Below are 24141 nucleotides of genomic sequence, written 5' to 3'. Positions count from 1 at the left end.
GTTCGGTAGCGTCTTGCCTCATGCAGCTGCATGTGGGGTGCGCGATGTGGACGCACACGCCGTGGAACGGGCGGTTCCTGCCGCATCCGCTGCCTGCCTCGGAGCGGCTGGAGGCGTGTGCGACCTGGTGCAACGCGGTCGAGGGCAACACGACCTTCTATGCGACGCCGGCACGGGCGACGGCGGAGATGTGGGCCGCGCAGGTCGCGCCGGACTTCCGCTTCGTGCTCAAGCTGCCGAAGGTGATCACGCACGATCTGCGGCTGCACGATCAGGCCGACGTGGAGTTGCGTGCGTTCCTGGAGGCGATGCGGCCGCTCGGGTCGCGCGCGCATGCGTTGTGGATTCAGTTGCCGGCGTCCTTCGGTCCGTCCGAGGTGGGGGCGTTGGCGGCGTTTCTCCGGCGGGCGCCCTCGAGCTTCCGGTACGCGGTCGAAGTACGGCATCCGGCGTTCTTCGCCGACGATCGGGCGACGCAGCAGTTGGAGCAGGTGCTCGGGCGGGTGGGGGCCGAGTGGGTGCCCTTCGACACGGTGACGCTGTTCGAGACGGCTGCTTCGAGTTATGGCGAGCGGGAGGCCTGGCTGAACAAGCCACGGTTGCCGCGCCGGACGCGGGCGCTCACGCAGTACCCGATCGTGCGGTACATCGGGCGGGACGACGTCGAGGTGACGGCCGCAGGCTGGCAGTACCTCGCGGATCAGACCGCTGTGTGGTTGCAGGAGGGGCGGTCGCCGACTGTCTTCCTGCACACTCCGGACAACGTCGAGGCACTTGCATTGGCTCGGCGGTTCTACGACGACGTCCGCTTGCGGGTGCCTGAGCTGGTACCTGTCCTGCCGCCGCCCGTAGCGGTTCCAGCGGAGCCGCCGACCCTGTTCTGAGGGTTGTCCACAGCTGAGAAATCCGCGGCTGAACGCGGGATGAAAATCCATATGTTCCCCGGTGAGACCAATCTCCCGGGAGGACAGCCATGGAATCCACTGAAGACCGCTACATCCGCACCCAGCTGCTGATCGCCGACCTGCGCCGGCGCGCGGAGACCTGTGAGAACCCACAGGAGCAGGTCAACCTGCGACGATCCGTGGACTCCCTGATCCGCATGGCCCTGGCGCTCGCACCGTGATCGCCTCGCTCGAGGAGCTGCTGGAGCAGCATGCGTGGGCGGCGCTGCGCATCAGCGGCGCCGACCAGACCGCCTGGAACGGTGAGATCGTCGAAGCCGGCGAAGGAATCCTCGGCCTCGCGCACTGGGACGGCACGCTGCATCTCGACCGCGAGTACATCCTCGACCCCTTGCGAGATCTCTACGACCGAGCGGATGAGCCGCGGACCGAGGCCGAGCTGCTCCGCTGTCGCGAGGCGCTGGTGACGCTGCTGCACGAGCAGTCGCATTTCCTCGGTCCTGCGGGTGCCACGCAGGAGGCGGCGCGTGCGGCCTTCAAGCTCCCCGGCGGCCGTGCCTTGGAGGAAGGCGTCGCCGAGGCCTGGGCGCACCACCATCTGAACGACTACATCCGCGAGCTCGGCATCGACAAAGTTGCCCCCGGCATCCTTCACGTCCGCGGCGAACCGTCGTACGCCGCGTTCGTCCCGGCCGTCCGCCTCTTCGCCGCCGACCTCGACCGCCTCTCCGGCGCCCCCGCCGGCGAAACCCTCGACCTGCTCAACCGCCAGACCGCCGAGGGCCAATGGCACCAGGCAGTCACCCGCATCTACCACTCCACCCAGCTGCCCCACCTGGTCCCACCCGACCAGGCCCCAGCCGTCCGCCTCCATCTGGAGCAGGCCTTGCGATCATCCTTCAAAGCCCTGGAACTCTACGAACCCCTCCCTCGAGGCTTCGCCGCCTCCCGCTCCCAGGCCGCCACCACCAGAACCCTCACCCTCCTCCACCAAGAACTAGCCACCGCCGAACGCCACTACACCCCCGCCCCACGCCTTTCCCGAATCCACCTGTCCCCACCGCCCATGCCCACCACCCCACTCCGCCCCATCCCACCGACCGCTCCACAGAGCCGCCCCACCCCGCCGCCGATCTCCATCGCATCGAGCCAGGCCGTGCCGTCGCCTCTGTCTGCCTCGCCCAACCTGACGGCGCCAGCCGCCCCCATGGGCGATCCAGCCACACCTGCCGGGACGTCCGCGTCAACCCACCGGCTCAGCCCGGCCGATTCCTACCAAGCCGCGGCACACGCCTTCGACGGAATCAGCCCGCCAACCGCTTCCACGCCCGCCCCTCCACCCGCCGCGATCAGGGCCACCGCCTCGGCCGGCACAGCTACGAGCGTGAGAGACCTGGAACGCTGACCGTGCCCTGATCCCCCACGACCGTGATCACCTGTCCGTCCTCGACCACGCTCATCACGCCCGAAACCCCAAGCACAGCAGGAATCCGATGCTCCCGCGCAACGATCGCCGCATGCGACAGCCGCCCACCGACCTCGGTCACCACTCCGGCGACCACTCCGAACAGGGGCGTCCACGCAGGATCGGTGAACCGGCACACCAAGATGTCCCCCGCCTCGACCCGCCCGAAATCCTCGACCCCATGGATCAACCGCGCTGGCCCGGACGCCGTTCCCGGGCTGCCGGCGACTCCGCGGAGTACAGGCTCATCGTCCGTCTGCCGCGGCTGATGTCTCGCTTCGCGTCGCGGCTGATCCGTGGCATCGAGAGGAGCTGTGATCGGCCGAGCCTGCAGGAGCCAAACCTGATCGTTCTCCATCGCGAACTCAATGTCCTGCGGCCCACCCATCAGCTCGGCAACCTGCTGTCCCAGCTGCACGATCCGCCTGACCTGCTCGTCTCCTAAACACAACTCCTCCCGCTGCTCGACCGGCACTTCACTGGAGACAACGCCGTGACCATCACCACCAGCCCCCCGATCCCGCCTGACGCCCTTGCTGCCACACCGCCGATCAATCTCCCCATCGGCCTGCACCACAAAGCTGTCGGGCGTTACCAATCCCTGCACCACGCTCTCCCCCAACCCCCACGACGCCTCGACCACAGCCGCGCCACCTGGCGTCCGAGGATCAGCAGTGAACAGAACCCCGGCCACCTCCGCATCGATATGCCGCTGCACGATCACCGCGATCTCTGGTGCTTGTCCGGGGTGACGCAGCCGATAGGCGACCGCACGCCGACTCCACAACGAGCCCCACACCAACTGAACCTTCGCGACGACCGCAGCCAAACCCTCGACCGCCAGATAGCTGTCGTACTGCCCCGCAGCCGAGCCCTCCTCACCGTCCTCACCACCACCCGACGACCGCACCGCAACCGGCGCTTCCCCCAGCACCTCCAACACCCCACCCAACTCCTCCACCAACCACCCCCGCACAACCGCATCCCGACACCCATGGCCGACACCAGCGCCGTGTGCCGTGCCGGAGCCGGAGCCAGTGCCGGAGCCAGTGCCAGTGCCGGAGCCAGTGCCAGTGCCGGAGCCAGTGCCAGTGCCGGAGCCAGTGCCAGTGCCGGAGCCAGTGCCAGTGCCGGAGCCAGTGCCAGTGCCGGTGCCGGAGCCGGTGCCAGTGCCGGTGCCAGTGCCGGAGCCGGTGCCGGAGCCGGTGCCAGTGCCGGTGTCGTGGCCGGTGCCGGTGCCGGTGTCGTGGCCGGTGTCGGTGTCGTGGCCGGTGCCGGTGTCGTGGGCGGTGCCGGTGTCGTGGGCGGTGCCGGAGACGGACTGGTTGGGATGAGTGGTGGCGGAGCGGTGGGCGGCGTTGGGGATTACGAAGCCTGGGGGGACTGGGAAGCCCGCGCGGATCAGGCGGCCCAGCGCAGCTGCTTTGGCGCCGGCGTTCTCCGGCGTGGCTTCGGTGAGCGGGATGATCAACGCGTGCTTCCCTCCGGGACAGTCGGCCAGCGATCGGATCTCGGTGCTCCCTCGCGATGACCCGTCCTCACGAGCGGAGCTTCTGCGGCTTAACTTCAACAGAATGTTGACAACCTTTTGTTGATGATGGACCGTTTCGGGGTGCAGCGCAATGAGGGTGTGGACGAGTCGGCGAGTGATCAGCGGCAGGCCGCGCGGGAGCGGGATGCCCGGGAGCAGTTGTTGGCGGTCGGGGCTGATCAGCTGGGGCGGCGGCCGTGGCAGGTTGGGGCGATGCCGCCATCTGCGGTCGATCTGATCCAGTTCTTCCTGTGGCGGTCGAGTTCCGCGCCATGGGGCGAGCCAGCCGGTGCTGCTCAGATCGGTGCTGGTCAGGCCGGTGCTGATCAGGTCGGTGCTGATCAGGCGGGTGCTGATCAGGGCAGTTCTGGTCAGAGCAGTGCTGGTCACGAGATGACGCGGGCGGTGGTGGCTGCGCTGCAGTTGTTGCCGGCGGCTCGGGCGGAGATCGATCAGCTTGAGACCGGGTTGTTGTTCGCGGCGCGGGGGCTCGGGCTGACCTGGGCTCAGATGGCCCAGGCACTCGGACTGAATTCACCGCAGGCCTGCCAGCAACGCCTAGACCGCCTCACCTCCCGGAGCGGCCGATCGACCGAGGGACTCGCACCATGACCACCCCGGGGCCCCCGCCAGCCGGCGCCAGCGGCGCATCGGCCGGAGCTGGTGGTACTTCGGCCGGAGCCAGTGGTACTTCGGCCGGAGCTGGCGGCACTTCGGGCGGAGCCAGTGGTACTTCAGCCGGAGCTGGCGGCACTTCGACCGGGGCCAGTGCTACTTCGGGCGGAGTTGGCGGCACCTCGGGCGGAGTTGGTGGTGCTTCGGGCGGAGTTGGTGGGCGTTCCTCGGCGGGGTTGTTGGTGTTGCATGCGGTTCGGTTGAAGGGGTTCGGGGACGAGGTTGCGGTTGCCGGGCGGTTCGGGCTCGAGGTGGATGTGGCGGCGGAGTTCTTGCTTGATTCGCAGGCGTTCGGGTGGGTTGCGTGGAGTGAGTTCGCCGGATCTCGTGGTTGGTCGCTGACGGAGGCTGGGCGGGCGGAGAATGCGCGACAGCTCGCCGCCGAACTCGACCAGGTGGGTGGGCGAGCCGCGATTCAGCAGGCGTACTCGGACTTTCTGCCGCTCAACGGGCGGCTACAACAGGCTTGTACCGATTGGCAGTTGCGGCCGACAGCGAGCGACGCGCTGGCGTTCAACGATCACACCGACCTGGACTGGGATCGGCGGGTCGTCGACGAGTTGGGCGCGCTGGGCGACTCACTGCGGAAGATCTCGGAGCAGATCGGTGCGGTCCTGGAGCGGCTCGACGGGTATGACGACAGATTCGCGGCAGCGCTGAGCCGGGTGCGCGCGGGGGACGGTAGCTGGGTCGATCGGACGGGGGCTGACTCCTGTCACACCGTGTGGTTCGAGTTGCACGAGGACCTGATCGCCACACTCGGTCTGACTCGGGGCACGCACTGATGGCACCGATCCGGCACGTGCTCTTCGATGCCGACGGGGTTCTGCAGGACATGCCCGGTGGCTGGTACGCCGCGATGGAGCCGTATCTCGGCGACAAGGCGCGCGAGTTCCTGCATCGAACCTGGAAGGAAGAGCTGCCGATGCTCGCCGGAGAGGGCGACTACCTGCCGTTGCTGGCGGCAACGCTCGCGGAGTACGGGGTGGAGACTCCGGTCGAGGTCGTCTACCGGGACGTGTGGCATCGGATCGTTCCGAGCGACGAGTCGTTCGCGATCGTGGAAGCCCTTCGGCAGGAGGGTTATGGCGTCCACCTGGGCACGAACCAGGAGAAGTACCGAGGTGGGCACATGCGCACGACTCTCGGCTACGACGAACTCTTCGACGTCAGTTGCTACTCCTATGACCTCGGTGTCGCCAAGCCCGACCCGGCCTTCTTCGTCGAGGCCGCCCGCCGGATCGCCGCCGACCCATCGACCATCCTGTTCATCGACGACACCGCCGCCAACGTCGAGGGCGCAAGCCGGGCCGGCCTCGCCGCCGGACGATGGGACCTGAGCCAAGGCCACGACCCACTTCTCGCGCTGCTCCGTGAACACGGCATCGAACTGCCCCCACCAGCCTGAGTAACCGGGCCGAGGAACTACGACGAGCCCTGGGTCAGGAGATACTCGAGGTCCCGGGACACGAATCGTAGGCGGAGGCTGGGATGGACGACGCTGCACTGATGAGCGAGCACGACACGCTCAGGCGCGAGTTCCTGGCTGGGTCGTTGGAGCCTGCCGAACTGGTTGCCATGAGCGTGTTGCTGCGGGCTCAGTCGAGCGATCTGCCCGAGGACGACCGACGCCGGTTCGAGGGAAAACTGGATGCGCTCGAGCGGCTGGCGGGGTACGGGAAGTCGCCGGCCGGTGTTGCCCCGGACCCCGACTCGGCGGTCAGCCGGGCTACGAAGGCCCTGCGGGAGGCGAGGCAGAGCGGCGGGACGCCCGAAGAGCGGATCGTGCGAGCTGAGCACGGGATCGCTCAGATCCGTGCGATCGCGGCGGACGCGACCAGTCCCAGTCAGCGGATGGCGATCCTGCGGACGACCGACCTGCTGGCCCGCCTCGCGTCGTCGCTGCGTCAGGACAGCTCAGCCGACGCGGGACCGAGCGACCGGGATGAACCGCCTCGATGAGCGAATCGGAGCCGGAGTACCCGAAGACCTTCGACGAGCTCACGGCGCGGCACGCCGAGATCGCGAAGGAGCTGAGTGGAGCCGGTCAGACCGCCTGGAACGGCACCCTGATCGAGACCGACAACGGTGACCTCGGGGTCGCCAACTGGGACGGCAGTCTCGAACTCGACCGTGAGGCCGTCACCCAGCCGCTGCGCGACATGTACTCGTCGCCTGGCGAGCAACGCGACGACGCGACCCTGACGGAGTACCGGGACGCGTTCGTGACCCTGCTGCACGAGCAGTCCCATTTCCTCGGGCCCGAGGGCGCCACGCAGGACGGGGCCAGGATCGCCTTCCAGGAGTTCGAAGCCCAGGCGCTCGAAGAGGGCGTCACCGAGGCATGGGCCCAGGACAACCTGGACGACTACCTGGAGCGGACCGGAGCGGACCAGATCGCGCCCGGGATCGAGACCGCCACCAGTGAGACCTCCTATCCCGAATTCGTTCCGGCCGCGCGGGAACTGGCGTCCGGGATCGGGGAGCAGGCGGGGATGACCCAGGGCGAGGTGCTGACCGAGCTGAACAATCAGACCGCCGAAGGGCAGTGGTCCAGGGCGACCGACCTGCTCTACGAGTCCAGCGACCTACCGCAGCTGGTGCCGCCCGATCAGGAGGAGAGCGTCAAGCAGGCGATCGAACAGAAGATGCGGGAGGAGTACGGCCGGCTGGACGGCCTCGACGAGGACAGCCCGACCCTCGAGGCGCAGTCGGCCGCGATCGGCCAGGATGCCGTCAGTGCCGGTCTGGCCGAGGCCGAACGCCAAGAGAAGGTCTTCGCTCCCCCCGCAGCCGAGACGCAAGTCGACCTGTCGGCCCAGGCCCAGGCCCCGGCCCCGGCCCCGGCCCAGGCTCAGACCCAGACTCAGACTCAGGCTCAGCCTGAACTGGCCGGCGCCGCCGAAGCCGCTGGACCCGCGGCCACCCAGCCCGCGATCGACTCCACTCCCGCGGTCGGTGAAGGATCCGGTACGCCGGAAGCGCCCGCGCGTACCGGGACAAGAACCCCCGGACGGGCTGCCGGCGAGCGCGACGCCGATCACGCACTCCGGCTGGCCACCGAGGGGCAGCGCCCGATGGGCAGCTCTGTTCGGCTCGACGAGAGCTCGTTCGGTAGTCGACGCGGCGGCGGTCACGGTGCCGAGCAGGCGCATGGTCAGTCCCAGCGACCCAGCGGACCGGGGGGTACTGGTCGTGGCGAGTAGGTCCGGCGTGGAGCAGAGCACGAGGCTGAGCGGACCGCAGGCTCGGGTGGCGGCGAGCGACATCCTCGCGGCCATCGACCTGAGTACCGGCTCCAGCGCTGAGCAGATCGCGAGACTGGAGCAGGCCATCTCGTCCATCGACCGGCTCGGCGGACGATGCGACGACGAGATCGACCGGCTGTCCGTGCTCCGGATGAAGGAGTCCTTGCGACTCCTGGCCGGACCGGACAGCACAGGTGGCGGCGGAGTGCTGCCTGGCCTCGCAACCTGGGACGGAACCTTGCTGCTCGACGAGGTGCACGTGACGGGACCGCTGAAGCAGATGTACGACCAGCCCGCGATGCCCAAGTCACCGGAGACCTTGCGGCGGTACCGATTCGCGCTCTCGGAGATGTTCCACCAGCAGTCGCATCTGCTGGCCGCCGCCGGTACGTCGTACCGGGCTTCCATGGCGGCATTCGCGGACCCGGCCGTGCGGCTGCTCGAACTCGGGGTCACAGCTGCTTGGACGGCTCGGCATCTGGACGACTACCTGCAAGCCCTCGGCATTCCGCAGCTAGCTCCCGGCATCGAGCAGGTCAGCCTTCCGGACGGTTATCCGTCGTACTTGCCGGCAGCCGAGGCGCTGAGCACAGCGATCGGCCGTCGGGTCGGTCTCGCTCCCGATGAGGTACTCCGACGGCTGAACGCCGTCACTCCCGCCGGGAAGTGGCCGGAGATGACGACCCTGCTGCTGAATGCGAGCGGCCTAGGACCAGTCGTACCACCAGACCATCGAGCGGCGGTGGCCGGACGAGTCGATCAGGCGATGCGGGCGCCGTTGCGGTCGATGGCGACTCTGCGAGTGACCGACGGCGATGAGCCCGGCGTGCAGGCGACCTCACGCGCCGCCGGGCTGGCCAGCGTGGATGCCGCGGTAGCGACGATCGAGGCCGTCCGCCGGGAGTACACCACCCACTGATCCCGGGCTCCCGCCTCACCAGAGAGCGGGAGCCCGGGATGAATCAGGAAGGGTTGATGGCCAGGCCGTAGGCGCCACGGCTGCCGTAGGTGGAGTAGCCGGTGTTGAGCGGGTCTCCGTAGCCGACGTTGTCGATGCGGAGGTAGTAGGTGCCGGGCTGGAGGTTGCTGGTGACGGTTGCGCTCAGGCCCGTCGGGGTGCCGGCGTTGGACTGGCCGGACGCCGGGTCGGCTGAGGTGACTACCGTGCCGGCAGAGTTGAGCAGGTCGAGCTTGATGTCCAGGTTGCCGCCGATGGCTGCGGCGCTGGCCGTTGCCGTGTAGTTGCCGGCCGTGGTGACGTCCACCCGGTAGACATCGGTGTCGGTCTCGGCCGCGATGAAGCCGTTGGCGGTGGCGCCGATGGCGAGAGCCGCGGCGGCACTCGTGGTGTCGCCTGCTTCGTCGGTACGCAGCGCGAGGCCGTGGGTGCCGATGACCGAGTAGTCGTCCTCGGTGTTGTTGGCGCCGGAGTACTCGCCCTTGCTCCACTGGCTGATGCCCCGGTAGTAGCCGACGCCCATGATCGGCGCCCAGGAGCCGTGGCCCTCGTAGTACCCGACGGATGCGGTGCCGTCGTGGCCGAGGCCGACGTTGTGGCCGGCTTCGTGGGAGGCGGCTTCGGCGAGGTTCTTCGCGCCGGTACCGACGCCCTTCGTGAACACCAGCGCGGGCTGGTAGTAGTCGTGCTGGCCTGCGTTGTCGTAGACACCGATGTAGGCGACGCCGCCGCAACCACAACCGGACTGGTACCAGGTGTCCGGATCGATCAGTACACGCGTGCCGTACTGGAGGTCGGAAGCGCTCGTCCGGTTGATCGCGTCCTGGGCCGGCTGCTGCGTCGTGACGTCGACATCGAAGGCGGCGTAGTCCTCCGCGACCCGCGCCCACACCTCGTGTACGACGTCCTGCTCGGCGGTGCCGAAGGTCGCCGGGTTCCCGTCGGTGTCGTAGGCCGACACGTTGACCGGGTCGATCCCCTTGTCCGCGTTCCACGCCGTACCGGTGATGCTGTGGCCGTCGAAGTCGAGGTAGATGACGCGGTTCGAGCCAGGCTTGCTGTGCAACTCGAAGGCCGGTCCCTCGGCGGCGGCGACGGCCTCGGTCGCCCAGCGCGGTGACGCCTCGGGAGCCTTCTGCGCTGGAGTCAGGACAGGTTCGCGGAAGAAGAGCCGACCGGCGGAGTCGAGCCAGGCGGTCTTGTCGGTGGCGAGCGTGTCCCGCAGCCGGGCCTCGGACAAACCGTTGCGCTGGGCAACTTCTGGCAGCCGCGACCGGAGATTGGTCAGCGCGGTCTTACCAGGTGTCGGTTGACCGAGCAGTTGGTCGAGCGGTTGTTGCTGTGCGTCGGCTTGGGTGCCGGCAGCAACTGCCAGCGCTCCGAAGACGACGGCACCGACGCCTACGAGCGCACCGGTACGACGGAATTTGCTGATCATTTGGAATCCTCCTCAAGGATTCCCCCCAGAAACAAACAGTTCCGCCCCCGCGGACGTAGCCCGAGGACATGTGGACGGGCCGAGCGCCCACATGTCCCGGGCCACAACTAGGTGGGTCAGCCGGCGGTGACCTTGACGGCGTACGCGCCGCGGCTGCCGTACGTCGAGTAGCCGGTGTTCAGCGGATTGCCGTACCCGGTGTTCTCGACCCGCAGGTAGTAACGCCCGGCGCTCACCTGCCGGTTGATGCTGGCGCTCAGCCCTGTCGGCGTGCCCGAGTTGGACTGCCCCGACGCCGGGTCGGCGGTCGCGACGACCGCGCCGGACGAGTTGAGCAACTGGAGCTTGATGTCCAGGTCGCCACCGACCGAGGCGGCGTTGGCCGCGAAGGTGAAGGTGCCGGCCGCCAGGTCGATCGAGAAGGTGTCGACGTCCGAGTCGTTGGCGTAGATGCCGTTGACGGCGGTGCCCAGCGTGAGCGGCGTCGCGTCACCGGTGGCGTTGCCGTGGTCGTCGGCGCGCAGGGCCAGGCCGTTCTGCCCGATCACCGCGAAGTCGTCTTCCTTGTTGTTCGCGCCGGAGTACTCGCCCTTGCTCCACTGGCTGATCGCCTTGGAGTAGCCGACACCCATGATCGGCGCCCACGAACCGTGACCGCTGTAGTAGCCGACCGACGCGGTGCCGTCGTGACTGAGCCCGACGTTGTGGCCGGCTTCGTGGGAGGCGGCTTCGGCGATGTTCTTCGCGCCGGTACCGACGCCCTTCGTGAACACCAGGGCGGGCTGGTAGTAGGAGTGCTGCGAGGTGTTGTCGTAGACGCCGACGTAGGCGACACCACCACAGCCGCAGCCGGACTGGTACCAGCTGGTTGGGTCGATCACGACGCGCGTTCCGTACTGCTGGTCGGACGAACCGGACCGGGTGATGGCCGACTCGGCCGGCGCCTGTGTCGTCACGTCGACGTCGAACGGCGCGTAGTCCTCGGCGACCCGGGCCCACACCTCGCGGACCACGTTCTGCTCGGCCGTGCTCCAGTTGCCGGTGTTGCCGTCGGTGTCGTACGCGGTGATGTTCACGGTGGCCGGCTTGCCGTTGGCGTTCCAGGCGGTGCCGGTGATCGTGTGCCCGTCGAAGTCCAGGTAGATGACCCTGTTCGAGCCGGGCTTGCTGTGCAGCTCGAAGGCGGGACCGGTCGCAGCGGCGACGGCCTTGGTCGCCCACTGCGGGGACTTGGTGGTGGCGGTGCGTGCTTTGGCGGAGGCGACCGGCTCGGAGTAGAAGAGCTTGCCGTCCTTGTCCAGCCAGCTGGTCTTGTCGGTCGCCAGGATCCGCTGCAGCTTCTGCTCGGCGATGCCGTTGCGCTCGGCCAGCTCGGCGAGTCGCGGCTGCAGCTTGCCGAGGGCGGCCTTACCTTGGAGCGGCCGGCCTCCGAGCAACGATGCCAACGGAGCTGGGGACGGAGTCTGGTCAGCGCCTGCCTGGTTCGCGGCGACTACTGCCAGCGATCCGAACAAGACGGCGCCGGTGCCGACCAGGGCACCGGTTCGGCGGAACCTGCTGTGCATTCTGGGGTCCTCCTCGGGGACTCCTGACGGCTGCTCGGCGAGTACGCCGGGGCGGCGGGGAGCAGCGTCATGCCTCACTTGTGGTGCACTCACGCGCACTCTGCGTAGAGTGCCCCATCGGTTGCCTCGGTGTATACATTTCCCCGAGGAATTTACATTTCCCCGCACTCTGTGACCTGGATCACATCGAAGCGGATGTCGATTCAGCCAGGCCTCACCCGACGCGTCGTCGACAGCAGGACACACCGCGACGAATCGGAGACGACCATGAAGCTCACACTGCACACCTTCCTCAGCATCGACGGCGTCATGCAGGGTCCGGGCGGCTTCGAGGAGGACCGCAGCGGCGGCTTCGACCGCGGCGGCTGGCTGATGCCGTACGGCGACGAGGTGATGGGCGAGATCGTGGAGGGCTGGTTCGCCGAGGCGGACGCCATCCTGCTCGGCCGGACGACGTACACGATGATGGAGGCGTACTGGTCACAGATCCACGACGGCAGCAACACCGCCACCGGACTGAACGACCTGCCGAAGTACATCGCCACCTCCACGCCGCTCGAGCCGGTCTGGAACGACAGCACCGCGATCGGCGGCGACATCGTCAAGCAGGTCGAGGAGCTCAAGGCGAAGCCCGGCCGCGAACTGCAGATCCACGGCTCGTGCGCACTGGCCCGCTCGCTGCACGCGGCCGGCCTGATCGACGAGTACCGGCTGATCACCTTCCCGGTCGCGGTCGGCACCGGCAAGCGGCTGTTCACCGAGGACGCCCCGGCGACCGGTTTCAAGCTGATCGAGAGCCGCGTCACCGGCACCGGCGCGGTGTACTCCGCGCTCACCCCGACCCCGTTCCGGACCGGCACCGCCGTGATCGAGGACGGCAGTTCCACTTTCAGCGTCGACAGCTGAAGTTCCGGAACCACAGGCTCTTGACGAGGCGAATCACCTCTCTGATAGTTAGGAAAGTTTACTAACTATCAGAGAGGTGAAAGATGCGTAAGTTCCGCCCCATCGCACTTGCCCTCGCCCTGTTCGGCGCCGCTTTGCTGGTGCCGGCCGTCGCGACCTCAGCGTCCGCAGCGACCACTACCTACCAGGCCGAGAACGCGGCCCGGACCCAGGGAGTGGTCGAGTCCAACCACGCCGGCTACACCGGCACCGGGTTCGTCAACTACGACAACGTGACCGGCTCGTCCGTCACGTTCACCGTGAACGTCGGCACGGCCGGCAGCGCGTCGCTCGCGTTCCGGTACGCCAACGGCACCACCGTCAACCGGCCGATGACGATCGCCGTCGACGGCACCACCGTCGCGACCCCGCAGTTCGCCAGTACAGGCGTCTGGACCACCTGGAACACCACCACGGTGAACGCCACGCTGTCGGCCGGCTCGCACACCATCAAGACCACCGCCACGACCGCCAACGGCGGCCCCAACCTCGACTCGCTCACCGTCACGGACGCCGGTGGCGGTGGCGGTGGCGCGCCGACCGCGGCCGAGCTGCTGGCCAAGGTGACCACCTGCAGCCAGATCTCCAACGGCACCTACAAGACCGACGAGGAGCTCGGCCGCACCATCCCGGTCTGCGGCAAGAACGGCGCCGTCTTCTGGAAGGCCGACATGGACATCGACTGCGACGGCATCCGCACCACCCAGTGCAACGAGAACACCGACTGCTGCTTCCAGCCCGACACCGCGTTCCACACGTCGGCCGACGCGCCGTTGAACGCGGCGCAGCTCCCGTATGTCGTGGTCCCGAGCCCGAGCAGCACCTGGAACTTCCAGAACTTCCAGATCGCCGGTGGCGGTGTGGTCGCGGTGATCTACAACAACCAGGTCACCTATGCCGTGGTCGGTGACACCGGCCCGACCGACATCATCGGCGAGGCCTCGTACGCCGCCGCGCAGCAGCTCGGCATCAACCCCGACCCGAGCAACGGCGGCACCGACTCCGGTGTCACGTACATCGTGTTCAAGAACTCGACCATCAACCCGATCGAGAACCACGACCTCGCCGTGTCGCGCGGTCAGGAGCTCGCCCGGACCTTCATCAACAACAACTAGAGCACCAGCACCTGGCGGATCGACGTACCGGCCGCCAAGGTGTCGAAGGCTTCGTTGAGGCTCTCCAGGCGGACCGTCGAGGTCAGCAAGCGGTCGACCGGCAGACGGCCCGCCTGGTAGAGCGCGATGTAGCGGGGGATGTCGCGGCTCGGGATCGCCGATCCCAGGTAGGAACCCTTGAGCGTGCGCTCCTCCGCGACCAGGCTGACGGCCGGAATGCTCAACAGCTGCGAGGGATGCGGGAGCCCGACGGTGACCGTGGTGCCGCCGCGGCGGGTCGCGGCATAGGCCTGTCCCAGTACTACGGAGCTGCCGACCGTCTCGAACGCATAATGCGCGCCCCCAGCCGTCGCCTCCCGCACCTGCTCGACCACATCGTTGCCCCGGGCATCGATCGCGTGGGTGGCGCCGAGCTCCAGCGCAAGGGAAAGCTTCTCCGGTACAACGTCCACTGCAACCAGCGGATGCGCTCCGACCAGAGCGGCGCCGAGCAGTGCGGACAACCCCACGCCCCCGAGCCCGAAGACCACCGCACTCTGCCCCGCCTGGACCCTCGCCGTGTTGACGACGGCGCCGACGCCCGTCATCACCGCACAGCCGAAGAGCGCGGCGATCTCAGGTGGCAGCGACGGATCGATCTTGACGGCCGAGCGGGCCGAGACCACTGCATGATCGGCGAATCCGGAGACGCCGAGGTGGTGGTGGACGTCCGAGCGACCCGGTTGTCCGGAGGACCCGTCGAGGCGGCCGGCCAAGCTGCTGGTGCCGATTGGCGGTGGTTCAGCTGCGGTGGTCAGGCGGCGCGTGCCGCCTAGGAGGGTGCCGGCCATGTTGGCGGCGGCTCCTGGTTCGCAGAGGGCGGCTCGGCCTTCTGCGCAAGGGGCGCAGGTGCCGCAGGCTGGTACGAAGGCGAAGCCGACCGTGTCGCCCGCCTTGAAATCGGGCGACTCCGACTGGATCACCTCGCCGGTCGCCTCGTGGCCGAGCAGCATCGGCATCACCCGCGGGCGGGAGCCGTCGATCACCGAGAGGTCGGAATGACAGAGCCCGGCCGCGCGGATGCGCACCAGCAGCTCACCCGGGCCCGGCGGCGCGAGCTCGACCTCCTCGATGCTGAGCGGGCGCGATTCGGCGTACGGGCTCGGCAGTCCCATCTCCCGCAGTACTGCGCCACGAACGATCATCCGCTGATCCCTTCGAGAGCGGTCCGGATCGGGGCCGGGATCGGGACAGGCCGACGCTCAGACCGATCCACGAAGACATGCACGAACCGTCCGGTCGCTGCAGGTTCGACGGAGCCGGCGCGGAACAGGCCGATTTCGTAGGTGACGCTCGAGTTACCGAGCTTCGCCACCCGCAACCCAGCATCCACAGTCTCCGGGAACGCCAGCGACTGCTTGAAGCTGCACTGCGACTCGACGCAGAGTCCGATCACCTCGCCGCGGTGGATGTCCAGCTCCCCGGCCCGGATCAGGAACTCGTTGATCACCGTGTCGAAGAAGCTGTAGTACTCGACGTTGTTCACGTGCCCGTAGACGTCGTTGTCCTTCCACCGCGTCCCGATCGCGAGGAAGTGCGGGTAGGCGCTCCGATCCATCCGTCCACCCTAAGGTGATGCGATGACCTACGTGCTGATTCCAGGCGCCGGTTGCACTCCATGGCACTGGCATCCGCTGACCGCCGAACTCCAGGCGCGCGGGCAGGACGTCGTCGCCGTCGACCTCCCCTGCGACGACGAGACCGCGGGGCTGCGCGAGTACCGCGACGCGGTGCTGAACGCGGTTGGTCAACGGACCGAGCTGGTGCTGGTCGCGCATTCGCTCGGCGGCTTCACCGCAGCGGCCGTCTGCGAACAGTTGCCGGTGGACCTGATCGTCTTCGTGGCGGGCATGATCCCGCGACCGCGGGAGGCGGTGAGCGAGTACTGGAGCAATACGGCGTACGACTGGAAGGGCGATCCGGACTCGGATTACTTCTTCCAGGACCTACCGGTGGAGCTCGCCGCCGAGGCGAGGCGCCGGCTGAGGTCGCAGGCCGGGCGGCCGATGGACGATCCAGCGTTGTTCGAGCGCTGGCCGGACGTACCGATGCAGGCCGTGATTGCGACCGAGGATCTGCTGTTCCCGGCCGGCTATCTCCGCAAGCTGACCGTCGACCGGCTGGGGGTCGCGCCGACGGAGCTGCCCGGCGGGCATTTCCCGATGCTCGGGCACCCGGGCGAGCTGGCCGGTCTGCTGGAGGGGTGGCGACGGGCATAACCTACGGTTGCGTAACTTACGGTGCCGTAGGGTGGGGGTATCCGCCCGACGAAGGAGATCCGGTGAACGACAAGCTGGTCACGAACCTGCTGCACGAGCTGGAGCCTGTCGTCGAGGAGAATCTCGAGCGGCACCTGGCGATCACCAAGGACTGGAACCCGCACGACTACGTGCCGTGGAGCGAGGGCCGTGACTTCGCCTTCCTCGGCGGCGAGGACTGGGCGCCGGAGCAGTCCCGGCTCGACCCGGTCGCCAAGGTCGCGATGATCACCAACCTGCTGACCGAGGACAACCTGCCCTCGTACCACCGCGAGATCGCCACCCAGTTCGGGCTGGACGGCGCGTGGGGCACCTGGGTCGGCCGCTGGACCGCCGAGGAGGGCCGGCACGGGATCGCGCTGCGCGACTACCTCGTGGTGACCCGCGGCGTCGACCCGGTCGAGCTCGAGGTGGCCCGGATGGCGCACATGACCGCCGGGCACGAGGTCGACAAGAACATGCTCGAGGCGATCGCCTACGTCAGCTTCCAGGAGCTCGCCACCCGCGTCTCGCACCGCAACACCGGCAAGGCCACCGGCTGCGCGATCGCCGACCAGTTGCTGGCGCGGATCGCGACCGACGAGAACCTGCACATGATCTTCTACCGCAACCTGGTCTCGGCCGCCTTCGAGTCGGCCCCGAACGAAACCATGCGGGCGGTCGTCAACGAGGTTCGGGATTTCTCGATGCCGGGCGCCACCATGGAGGGGTTCGCCCGGAACTCGGTGACGATCGCCAAGGCCGGCATCTACGACCTGCGGCTGCACCACGACGAGGTCGTCGCCCCGATCCTGCGGATGTGGAAGGTCTTCGAGCGCGAGGACCTCAGCGGCGACGGCGCCAAGGCCCGCGACGAGCTGGCCGAGTTCATGACCGCCCTCGACGCCCAGGCCTCCCGCTTCGTCGAGCAGCGCGCCCGTCTCCTCGAGCGCCAGGCAGCCCGCGCCAACTAACCCGTACTGCGTACGCCGCCCTCACCCACATCGCACGCCGGCCGCCGCGGCATCCCGTAGCGGCGGGCGGAAGCGCTTTGCTGGGCCAGTCGCCTGAGGGCCAGCAGCACCGGCCCTCCCAGTGCGGTGACGAGGACCGTTGCCTCGACCGTTCGTTGACGGTCGTCGGCCGGTAGGGCGGCGACTTCGGCGTCGGCGACCTGCGTGGCCGCCGACGCGTACGTCTTCAGCAGGTCGTCGTCGAGGTGATAACCCACCTTCTCCAACGCGTCGAGCGCATTCGCCAGGAGCGCTCGATCCGGCGACCCGGAGTGGACCTCCCAGCCGCGCTCGGCGATGAGGTCGTCGACCCGGCGCCGGGACTCGTCGGTCGCCGGGAGGTCGGTGGGGATCAGCGCGCCATGGGCCGCGCCCAGGACGTCGTGCATCTCGAGGGACTCCTCGTCGACCTCGGCGAGCACGTTGCGGACCCGGGCCAGCGACAATCCGCCCGCCTCGACGAGTGCCCGGATCAGCCGGAGCCGGCGGACGTGCGTTTCGCCGTACCGGGCTCTGGTCGCGCCGACCGCTTCGCCGGCGGGCAGCAGGCCTTCGCGTAGGTAGTACTTGATCGTCGCCACCGGCACGTCGCTCTGCCGGGACAGTTCAGCGATCCACATCCGCGCCCTCCTCTTGACTTTTGGAGAGTATCACTTTCCAATATTGGGTAGTCGAACTATCTAAAGAGGAGTCACGATGAGCATTGTCGAGGGACGGCAGACCGCGGCGTACGAGGGCGAGATCGTCGTCTTCGTGATCGGCTTCCGGGTGAACAAACTGCGCGCCTTCCGCCAATGGCTGCCGGTGGCCCGCGCGATGGTCCCGATGCTGCGCGAACTGACCGCCGACAAGGACAGCGGCCTGCTCGGCTTCCGCACCTTCCCCGGCCTGCGGACCACGACGATGATCCAGTACTGGGAGTCGGCCGAGAAGCTGCAGGCCTTCGCCAACGACCCCGGCCGCACCCACCGCCCGGCCTGGACCAACTTCTTCAAGTACGCCTACCAGGGCAACAACGTCGGCATCTACCACGAGACCTACGTAGTCCCCACCGGCCACACCGAAACCATCTACGGCAACATGCCCATCACCGGCCTCGGCAAAGTCGCAGGCGTCATACCGGTGAACAAGCGGGGCCAGACCGCGGCCGAGCGGCTGGACGTCAAGTAAGTGTGGTTACAGTGCAGGCGTGCAGTTCATGCGGGACTTGGGGCGGTTGTTGCGGCGGGGGGATTTCCGTCGGCTGTTTGCTGTTCGGTTGACGTCGCAGTTCGGGGACGGGGTTTTTCAGGTCGCGTTGGCGGCTTATGTGTTGTTCTCGCCGGAGCGGGCGCCGGATGCGGCGGCGATCGCCGGGTTGTTCGCGGTGGCGTTGCTGCCGTTCTCGGTGCTGGGGCCGTTCACGGGAGTGCTGCTTGATCGGTGGTCCCGGCGGCAGATTCTGTTCGGGGCGAATCTGACCCGGGCGGCGCTGGTGCTGGTGGTGGGTGGAATTGTTGCCTTGGGCAACGCGGGCGTGCCGTTCTATCTGGCGGTGCTGCTGACGTTGGGAGTCAACCGGTTCCTGCTCAGCGGGCTCTCGGCGGGGCTTCCGCATGTGGTGGAGCAAGATGAGCTGGTGATGGCCAATGCGGTCACGCCTACCTCCGGTACTGCGTTCTTCCTCATCGGTGGGGGTGTCGGGGCGGGAGTCAAGCTCATCTCCGACTCGGACTTGGCGGTGCTCGGTACGACGGCCGCCGTCTATCTCACCGCCGCCCTTCTCGCGTTGCGACTCGGGCGCAAGCAGCTCGGGCCGGATCTGACCGGCGACGAGCCGGGGGTGGTCGAGGCGATCCGCGGCATCGTGGCCGGGCTGATCGACGGTGGCCGGCATCTGAGGGAGCGACGGCAAGCGGCTCTCGGGCTGGCGGCGATCGGGTCGCTGCGGTTCTTCTTCGGGCTCGTCACGGTCGCGATGATCCTGCTGTACCGCAACAAGTTCTACGGTCCCGACCAGCTGGACCAGGCGTTCGGCGCGCTCGCACTGGCGACCGGAGCAGTCGGTGCCGGCCTCTTCATCGCCGCGCTGGTGACACCGTGGGCTACGAGGGTTCTGACGCTGCGCCGGTGGATCACCGTGCTGTTCGTCGCGGCGGCCGTGGTGACGGCGGTACCGGGCGGGCTCTATACACAGCCCGCGATCCTGGTCTCCGGGTTCCTCACCGGCTTCTGCGCGCAGGGCGTGAAGATCAGCGTCGACACCCTCGTCCAGACGGGTGTCGACGACGTCTACCGCGGCCGGGTCTTCTCGCTGTACGACATGATCTTCAACGTCGGGCAGGTGTCCGCGGCCGCACTCGGCGCGGTCATCCTGCCCGACGACGGGAAGTCCTACCCGGTTCTCACCTTCGTGGTCCTCGGCTTCCTGCTGACCGCGTTCCTGTACTCGCGGTCCTCAGCAGCGGTCACGCACTCCCCCGCAATGCCGTGATCGGCTGAATGGCCGACGCCTTCCAGGCCGGGTAGGTGCCGGCGATCAGGCCGATCACCGCGCCGAGGAAGGGCGCCCCGAAGGTCAGCTTGTTGTCGAGGATCGGCGTCCAGTCCCGGGCGAACGAGACCCCGACGGTGAGCAGCACCCCGACGGCCGTGCCCAACAGACCGCCGAGGAAGCCGACGATCACGCTCTCCACCAGGAACTGCCCGGCAACGTGTCGTCGCGCGGCGCCCAGGGCCCGGCGCAGGCCGATCTCGCTGACCCGTTCCAGCACCGACAGCAGCGTCACGTTCGCGATGCCGAGGCCGCCGACCAGCAGGGCCACCGCACCCAGCAACAGGAACAGCGCGTTCAGGTTCGACTCGACGCCCTTGCGGACGCCGCCTTGCTTCGGTGGCGCGTCGACCTTGAGCGAGCTCGGGTTGTTCGGGTCGATCGCGACCGGTGCCTGCTTGGCGATCAGCTGCGCTGCGCCTACCGACGTACGGATCTCCACCGACTCCGGCGCCTTCAGCTTGTACGCCGTCTTGGCCGTCCCGTTCGGCATGATCACCGAATCGAGCAGCTCGGCCTTGCCGCTGACCGAGTCGAGGATGCCGATCACCGTGTACGCCTGGTCGCCGATGAAGATGGCCGGCTGGGAGTCGACCCGGTTGATGCCGAGCCGCTTCGCCGCGTTCTTGCCCAGTACGACGACCTTGTCCCCGCGGGCGTCATGACCCGCATCGAAGAACCGCCCGGTCTTCAGCACCGAGCGGACCGCGTCGAACAAGCCACCCGACGCGGCCATCACCTGCAGGTTGAGTCCGTCCTTCTGCCCGTCCAGCCCGGCGACGCTGTGGACCGTGTCGGCCCCGACGTCGACGTTGCTGACCGTGCCGGCGGCGTCGACTCCGTTCAGCCGGACGATCCGCTGCGGCGCGTCCCACGGCAGCTGGGTCGCCTGTTCGTCGGAGCCGTTGCTGTCCGGGCTGACGACGACACGAGTCGCGGCCGCCAGGTCGAACAGCTGGGTGATCTGACCAGCCGCCGTCTGCCCGAGCCCGACCGTGCCCACCAATGCGGCGATCCCCAGCACCGTACCGAGCGTCGTCAGAATCAACCGCGTCGGCCGAGCCGCAACCCCCGCAAGCGCCTCGTCGAGCAGATCCCGCAACGCAGGCCCGCTCTTGCGCCGTGGTGTCCCAGCACGCGTTGGCCGTTGGTCGTCTCGGCGGGCGCCGGCGATTTGCCGCACCACGCTCGCCAGCGCAAGCCGCCCCGGCTTGCGCTGGCGATGCGAGGTGGACGGCCCGCCGGCGGGATCCGGGGGGCCTGCTTGAGGTTTCTTCCGCCAGCTCACCACTGGAGGGTCCCGTCGACGATGCGGACTCGGCGCTGGGCGCGTTCGCTGACGTGGTCGTCGTGGGTGATCACCGCGAGCGTCATGCCCTCGTGGTGGAGTTCGTCGAACACCTCGAGGATCGCCTCCGCGTTGGCACTGTCCAGGTTTCCCGTCGGTTCGTCGGCGAGCAGCAGACTCGGCTCGGCGACCAGCGCCCGGGCGATCGCGACCCGCTGCCGCTCGCCACCCGACAGTGTCGTCGGCCCGAACTCCATCCGGTGTGCCAGCCCGACCCGTTCCAGGGCGACTCGTGCACGCGCCATCCGCTCCTTCCGGGGCACTCCGACGTACACCATCGAGAGTGCGACGTTCTCCAGCACGGTCCGGTGGTCGAGCAGATGGAACGACTGGAACACGAACCCGATCCGCTCACCCCGCAGCACGGCCCGCCGCCGCTCCCGCAGGCTCATCGTGTCGACGCCGTCGAGCCGGTAGACGCCACCGGTCGGGTTGTCGAGCAGCCCGAGCAGATGCAGCAGCGTCGACTTGCCGGACCCCGACGGGCCGACGATGGACAGGTACTCGCCTTCGCGGATGGTCAGGTCGATCTCCCGGATCGCCTGGACCTCGGGCGGCCCGGGGAAGAACCGCCGGACGCCGATCATCTCGACCACCGGCGCCGGCAACGCCACCGCCGTCGAGCCCATCGGCGCGATCGCGCTCGACGCGGTCATTTGCCGACCACCACTTGATCGCCCTCGGACAGCTTCGCATCCCCGGTCGCCGTCACCTGGGCGAACCCGTCGGCCGACAGTCCGACCTTGACCGGTACCAGCTCGACCTTGCCGTCACGGAGTACCTCGACCCGCGAGCTGCCGTCCGAGCCCGCTGAGAGCGCGGCCAGCGGCACGGTCAGTACCTTGCCGTTGGTGCTCTTGAGCGGGATCGTCACCTTCACGTTCGCGTCCCGCAGCCGGTTGAGCTGGGCCGGGGTCAGCGACTTCGGCGAGATCACCACGCTGTACTCGTCCCCGCTGCCCGTGATCCGGACGATGGTCGCCTTGATGATCGTGCCGTCGCCGATGTCGAACGTGGCCGGCATCCCGGCCTTGAGCCGCTCCTTGGTCGCCGCGTCCACCTTCACGCTGACCACCAGCGAGGCGCCGCTGGCCGACATCACCACTCCGTTGACCGTTCCACCGCGCTCGACCTTGACCTCGTCGACCCGGCGCGGCAGCGACTTCACGTAGACGACTTCCGACACCGGCAGCGGCGTACCGGCCTTGAACTCGGCTTCGTTCTTGGCCTCCACCGCGTCGGCCAGGTTCTCCTCGGCGTCGTCGACCGCGCCCTGCTGCACGGTGGTGTCCGCCTTTCCCGGGCCGGCCTTGGCCTGCTTGAGCGCGACCTTCGCCTGCCGGAGCGCGTTCTTCGCCGCGTCGACGTTCTTGTCGGCGGCGTCCACGGCCTGCTTGAGCTGCTCGTCCGGCTCCGGTGCGTCGTACCCGGCCGCCTCGTAGAGCTTCTCCACCGCATGCGAGGTGTCGGTCGTGTACTTCGTATCGACCTTGCCCGGATCGAACCCCAACTTCTCCAACGTCTGCTCGAGCTGCAACACATCCGGCCCCTTCGACCCCGGAGCAAGCGCCCGGTACATCGGCAGTACGCCGGGAAGCCCAATGACTGGCCGACCCGCGATCTCCAAAAGCGCCTTGCCCGCCTGGAGCGTCGAACCCACCTTCGGAACCTTGCCCGTCACCACGGCCGGCGTCTGCAGCCCGCTCGTCTCGACCCGGATGTTCACCGCTCCGTCGAACGAGGTGTCCCCCCGTCCGACGACCTTGCTGGACAACGCCTTCAGCTCCACCGGCACGGTGATCTGCGAGGCCTTCGGCGGCGCCGTCTTGGCCGCCGCGTCCTCGGGCGACATCAACCGGCTGCCGGCGGCGACGCCCACCCCGAGCGAGAGCGTCGCCACCGCGGAGACTCCGACCAGGACCCGGCGGCGCGACTTGGGTGAGGCGGTCACCGCTCCGACACCGAGTCGCGGTACGCCTCGAGCTGGGTCTTGTTCGCCGCGACGAACTCCTTCTCCAGCTCGTACTGCGCCTTCTTGGCGGGCTCGTCGTAGACCTTCTTCTTGCAGCCCTGGTCCGCCTTGGCCAGCTCGATCTCTTCCTTGCGCAGGTCGGCCAGCTGGGCGGCCGGGACCTTGTCGAGCGACGGCGCCTGGAACACCGTCACGTTGCCCTTGCCGTCGCCGCCGGCGCTGGTCGGGCCGCCGTCCTTCTTCGCGCCGGTGAGCTTGTCGAGTTTCTCGCTGATCGAGGACCGCGGGTCCTCGAGCTTCTTGAAGCCGCTGTGACCGGCGTCGGCCAGGCAGTCGGCCCAGGCGGCGGTCGCGTCGATCACCCGCTGGTCGGCCTCGAACCGCTTCCGCAGCGCGTCGAGGTCCTTGAACAGCGAGTCGAACTTGGCGAAGTCGGCCTGGTGGTCCTCGGCCTTGCCGTACACCTCTTCGGCGGCCTTGCCCCGGCAACCCATGTCGGTCGGCTTGCCCTTGCCGTCGGCCGGCTGCATGGAGATCACTCCGCCGCTGCCGTTGCCGCTGATCGCGAGCTGCCCGTTCAGCGCCTTGTCGTAGGCCTTCTGCGCGTTCGGTGACAGCGCCTTGCGGATCTTGGCGTTCGGATCGTTGTTCTGCGCGTCGTCCGGCTTGCCCCAGTCGATGGTGCTGACGCCGTAGCCGTACTGCTCGGCGAACTTGTCCGGCGGCAGGTTGAAGGCCTCGTCGAACTTGCCCTTCTTCTCCTGCTCCGGCGGCACCACCACGTAGTCGAACCCGGCGGACTTCATGCAGGCGGCCGTCGACTCCTCGATCTTGCGCTGCTTGGCCAGCTGCTCCTCCGACGACTCGTTCGGGCCGCCGATCGCCCGGGTGGCCATCATCGGGCCACCGGAGTTGCTGATGAAACCGTCGCCCATGTACTCCGCGAGCGGGCTCTTGTCCTCGCCGTTCTTGACCGGTTCCTTGTCAGCTGCCGAGCTGCTCGCTCCACAGCCGGCGAGAGCCAGGACGGCCACCAGGGAGAGCGCTATGCGTGAGTTCTTCATGCCGTGGAGCGTGGCTGGAACGCTGTGAAGAACCTGTGAAGGACCGATCAGCACCCGATGCTCTCAGCCGATCTTCATCGAAATCTCATG

General features: G+C 68.2%; 25 protein-coding genes. 15 read left to right on the top strand and 10 right to left on the bottom strand.

Translation table 11 applies throughout. From position 1 onward, the window contains the following. The first annotated feature begins 20 nt into the window (after positions 1-20). The 3 genes from ABD116_RS12060 (at position 21) to ABD116_RS12050 (ending at position 2310) form a co-directional block, all read left to right on the top strand. Positions 21-884: a DUF72 domain-containing protein gene (locus ABD116_RS12060; protein WP_343968097.1), complete on the top strand. Its 864-nt coding sequence runs from the start codon at positions 21-23 to the stop codon at positions 882-884. A gap of 89 nt (positions 885-973) precedes the next feature. After that, the gene (locus ABD116_RS12055) at positions 974-1126 is read left to right on the top strand and encodes a hypothetical protein (protein ID WP_343968095.1); all 153 of its coding nucleotides are present in this window, start codon (positions 974-976) and stop codon (positions 1124-1126) included. Continuing rightward, a complete protein-coding gene (locus tag ABD116_RS12050) occupies positions 1123-2310 on the top strand; it encodes a hypothetical protein (RefSeq protein ID WP_343968093.1) in 1188 nt (395 codons plus the stop codon). The genes ABD116_RS12055 and ABD116_RS12050 overlap by 4 nt, the downstream gene beginning before the upstream one ends. Here the strand turns inward: ABD116_RS12050 and ABD116_RS12045 are convergent. Then, complete coding sequence (locus tag ABD116_RS12045; RefSeq protein ID WP_343968092.1) at positions 2282-3841, bottom strand: PEP/pyruvate-binding domain-containing protein; 1560 nt, start codon at positions 3839-3841, stop codon at positions 2282-2284. The genes ABD116_RS12050 and ABD116_RS12045 overlap by 29 nt on opposite strands. 123 nt (positions 3842-3964) lie before the next feature. Here ABD116_RS12045 and ABD116_RS12040 point away from each other — a divergent pair, with 123 nt between their 5' ends. The 6 genes from ABD116_RS12040 to ABD116_RS12015 all read left to right on the top strand — a co-directional run bounded on the left by ABD116_RS12040 (position 3965) and on the right by ABD116_RS12015 (position 8743). Beyond that, positions 3965-4513, top strand: a complete 549-nt coding sequence (locus ABD116_RS12040) for a hypothetical protein (RefSeq protein ID WP_343968090.1) — start codon at positions 3965-3967, stop codon at positions 4511-4513. Positions 4514-4758: 245 nt separating this feature from the next. Next, positions 4759-5361, top strand: a complete 603-nt coding sequence (locus ABD116_RS12035) for a transcriptional regulator (RefSeq protein ID WP_343968088.1) — start codon at positions 4759-4761, stop codon at positions 5359-5361. Further along, on the top strand, positions 5361-5984 hold the full coding sequence (locus ABD116_RS12030; protein WP_343968086.1) for an HAD family hydrolase: 624 nt from the start codon (positions 5361-5363) through the stop codon (positions 5982-5984). The genes ABD116_RS12035 and ABD116_RS12030 overlap by 1 nt, the downstream gene beginning before the upstream one ends. Positions 5985-6067: 83 nt before the next feature. Next, a complete protein-coding gene (locus ABD116_RS12025; protein WP_343968083.1) occupies positions 6068-6538 on the top strand; it encodes a hypothetical protein in 471 nt (156 codons plus the stop codon). Beyond that, positions 6535-7782, top strand: a complete 1248-nt coding sequence (locus tag ABD116_RS12020; RefSeq protein ID WP_343968082.1) for a hypothetical protein — start codon at positions 6535-6537, stop codon at positions 7780-7782. The genes ABD116_RS12025 and ABD116_RS12020 overlap by 4 nt, the downstream gene beginning before the upstream one ends. Then, positions 7772-8743, top strand: a complete 972-nt coding sequence (locus tag ABD116_RS12015; RefSeq protein ID WP_343968080.1) for a hypothetical protein — start codon at positions 7772-7774, stop codon at positions 8741-8743. Before ABD116_RS12020 ends, ABD116_RS12015 begins: the two co-directional genes overlap by 11 nt. Positions 8744-8786: 43 nt before the next feature. On the opposite strand, the gene ABD116_RS12010 is transcribed toward ABD116_RS12015, so the two are convergent. Together ABD116_RS12010 and ABD116_RS12005 are read right to left on the bottom strand one after the other, a co-directional pair. After that, positions 8787-10220 carry a pre-peptidase C-terminal domain-containing protein gene (locus tag ABD116_RS12010; RefSeq protein WP_343968078.1) on the bottom strand — a complete coding sequence of 478 codons (1434 nt, stop codon included), beginning with the start codon at positions 10218-10220 and terminating at the stop codon, positions 8787-8789. Between the two features lie 116 nt (positions 10221-10336). After that, positions 10337-11878 carry a pre-peptidase C-terminal domain-containing protein gene (locus ABD116_RS12005; RefSeq protein ID WP_343968076.1) on the bottom strand — a complete coding sequence of 514 codons (1542 nt, stop codon included), beginning with the start codon at positions 11876-11878 and terminating at the stop codon, positions 10337-10339. Positions 11879-12052: 174 nt separating this feature from the next. On the opposite strand from ABD116_RS12005, the gene ABD116_RS12000 reads away from it, so the two are divergent. Beyond that, complete coding sequence (locus tag ABD116_RS12000) at positions 12053-12691, top strand: dihydrofolate reductase family protein (RefSeq protein ID WP_343968074.1); 639 nt, start codon at positions 12053-12055, stop codon at positions 12689-12691. A gap of 83 nt (positions 12692-12774) precedes the next feature. Further along, entirely contained in the window at positions 12775-13845 is a 1071-nt protein-coding gene (locus ABD116_RS11995; RefSeq protein WP_343968072.1) for a glycoside hydrolase family 75 protein, read from the top strand. Here the strand turns inward: ABD116_RS11995 and ABD116_RS11990 are convergent. Next, positions 13842-15029, bottom strand: a complete 1188-nt coding sequence (locus ABD116_RS11990; protein ID WP_343968070.1) for a zinc-dependent alcohol dehydrogenase family protein — start codon at positions 15027-15029, stop codon at positions 13842-13844. The two genes, ABD116_RS11995 and ABD116_RS11990, sit on opposite strands and share 4 nt — an antisense overlap. Beyond that, complete coding sequence (locus ABD116_RS11985) at positions 15026-15442, bottom strand: acyl-CoA thioesterase (RefSeq protein WP_343968068.1); 417 nt, start codon at positions 15440-15442, stop codon at positions 15026-15028. The genes ABD116_RS11990 and ABD116_RS11985 overlap by 4 nt, the downstream gene beginning before the upstream one ends. A 22-nt stretch (positions 15443-15464) precedes the next feature. Here ABD116_RS11985 and ABD116_RS11980 point away from each other — a divergent pair, with 22 nt between their 5' ends. Both ABD116_RS11980 and ABD116_RS11975 read left to right on the top strand, forming a co-directional pair. Beyond that, positions 15465-16103, top strand: coding sequence for an alpha/beta fold hydrolase (locus ABD116_RS11980; protein ID WP_343968066.1), 639 nt, complete (start codon positions 15465-15467; stop codon positions 16101-16103). 62 nt (positions 16104-16165) lie between these two features. Further along, the gene (locus tag ABD116_RS11975) at positions 16166-17095 is read left to right on the top strand and encodes an acyl-ACP desaturase (protein WP_343968064.1); all 930 of its coding nucleotides are present in this window, start codon (positions 16166-16168) and stop codon (positions 17093-17095) included. Here ABD116_RS11975 and ABD116_RS11970 read toward each other — a convergent pair. Beyond that, positions 17092-17754: a MerR family transcriptional regulator gene (locus ABD116_RS11970; protein ID WP_343968062.1), complete on the bottom strand. Its 663-nt coding sequence runs from the start codon at positions 17752-17754 to the stop codon at positions 17092-17094. The two genes, ABD116_RS11975 and ABD116_RS11970, sit on opposite strands and share 4 nt — an antisense overlap. A 76-nt stretch (positions 17755-17830) precedes the next feature. Here ABD116_RS11970 and ABD116_RS11965 point away from each other — a divergent pair, with 76 nt between their 5' ends. After that, positions 17831-18304, top strand: a complete 474-nt coding sequence (locus ABD116_RS11965) for a DUF4188 domain-containing protein (protein ID WP_343968060.1) — start codon at positions 17831-17833, stop codon at positions 18302-18304. A gap of 19 nt (positions 18305-18323) precedes the next feature. Further along, entirely contained in the window at positions 18324-19607 is a 1284-nt protein-coding gene (locus ABD116_RS11960; RefSeq protein ID WP_343968058.1) for an MFS transporter, read from the top strand. Here ABD116_RS11960 and ABD116_RS11955 read toward each other — a convergent pair. From ABD116_RS11955 to ABD116_RS11940, 4 genes are read right to left on the bottom strand one after another with little or no spacing between them, the layout of a single operon-like run. After that, positions 19582-20955 (bottom strand): ABC transporter permease, encoded by a 1374-nt coding sequence (locus ABD116_RS11955; protein ID WP_343968056.1) that lies wholly within the window; start codon positions 20953-20955, stop codon positions 19582-19584. The genes ABD116_RS11960 and ABD116_RS11955 overlap by 26 nt on opposite strands. Beyond that, the gene (locus ABD116_RS11950; RefSeq protein WP_343968216.1) at positions 20952-21644 is read right to left on the bottom strand and encodes an ABC transporter ATP-binding protein; all 693 of its coding nucleotides are present in this window, start codon (positions 21642-21644) and stop codon (positions 20952-20954) included. Before ABD116_RS11950 ends, ABD116_RS11955 begins: the two co-directional genes overlap by 4 nt. Before the next feature lie 23 nt (positions 21645-21667). Beyond that, positions 21668-22966, bottom strand: coding sequence for a peptidoglycan-binding protein (locus ABD116_RS11945; RefSeq protein ID WP_343968055.1), 1299 nt, complete (start codon positions 22964-22966; stop codon positions 21668-21670). Then, a complete protein-coding gene (locus ABD116_RS11940; protein WP_343968053.1) occupies positions 22963-24051 on the bottom strand; it encodes a hypothetical protein in 1089 nt (362 codons plus the stop codon). The genes ABD116_RS11945 and ABD116_RS11940 overlap by 4 nt, the downstream gene beginning before the upstream one ends. Positions 24052-24141 lie beyond the last annotated feature (90 nt).

This window comes from Kribbella koreensis (assembly GCF_039525325.1).
GTDB lineage: Bacteria > Actinomycetota > Actinomycetes > Propionibacteriales > Kribbellaceae > Kribbella > Kribbella koreensis.
This window is presented reverse-complemented; position numbering and strand designations above follow the sequence as displayed.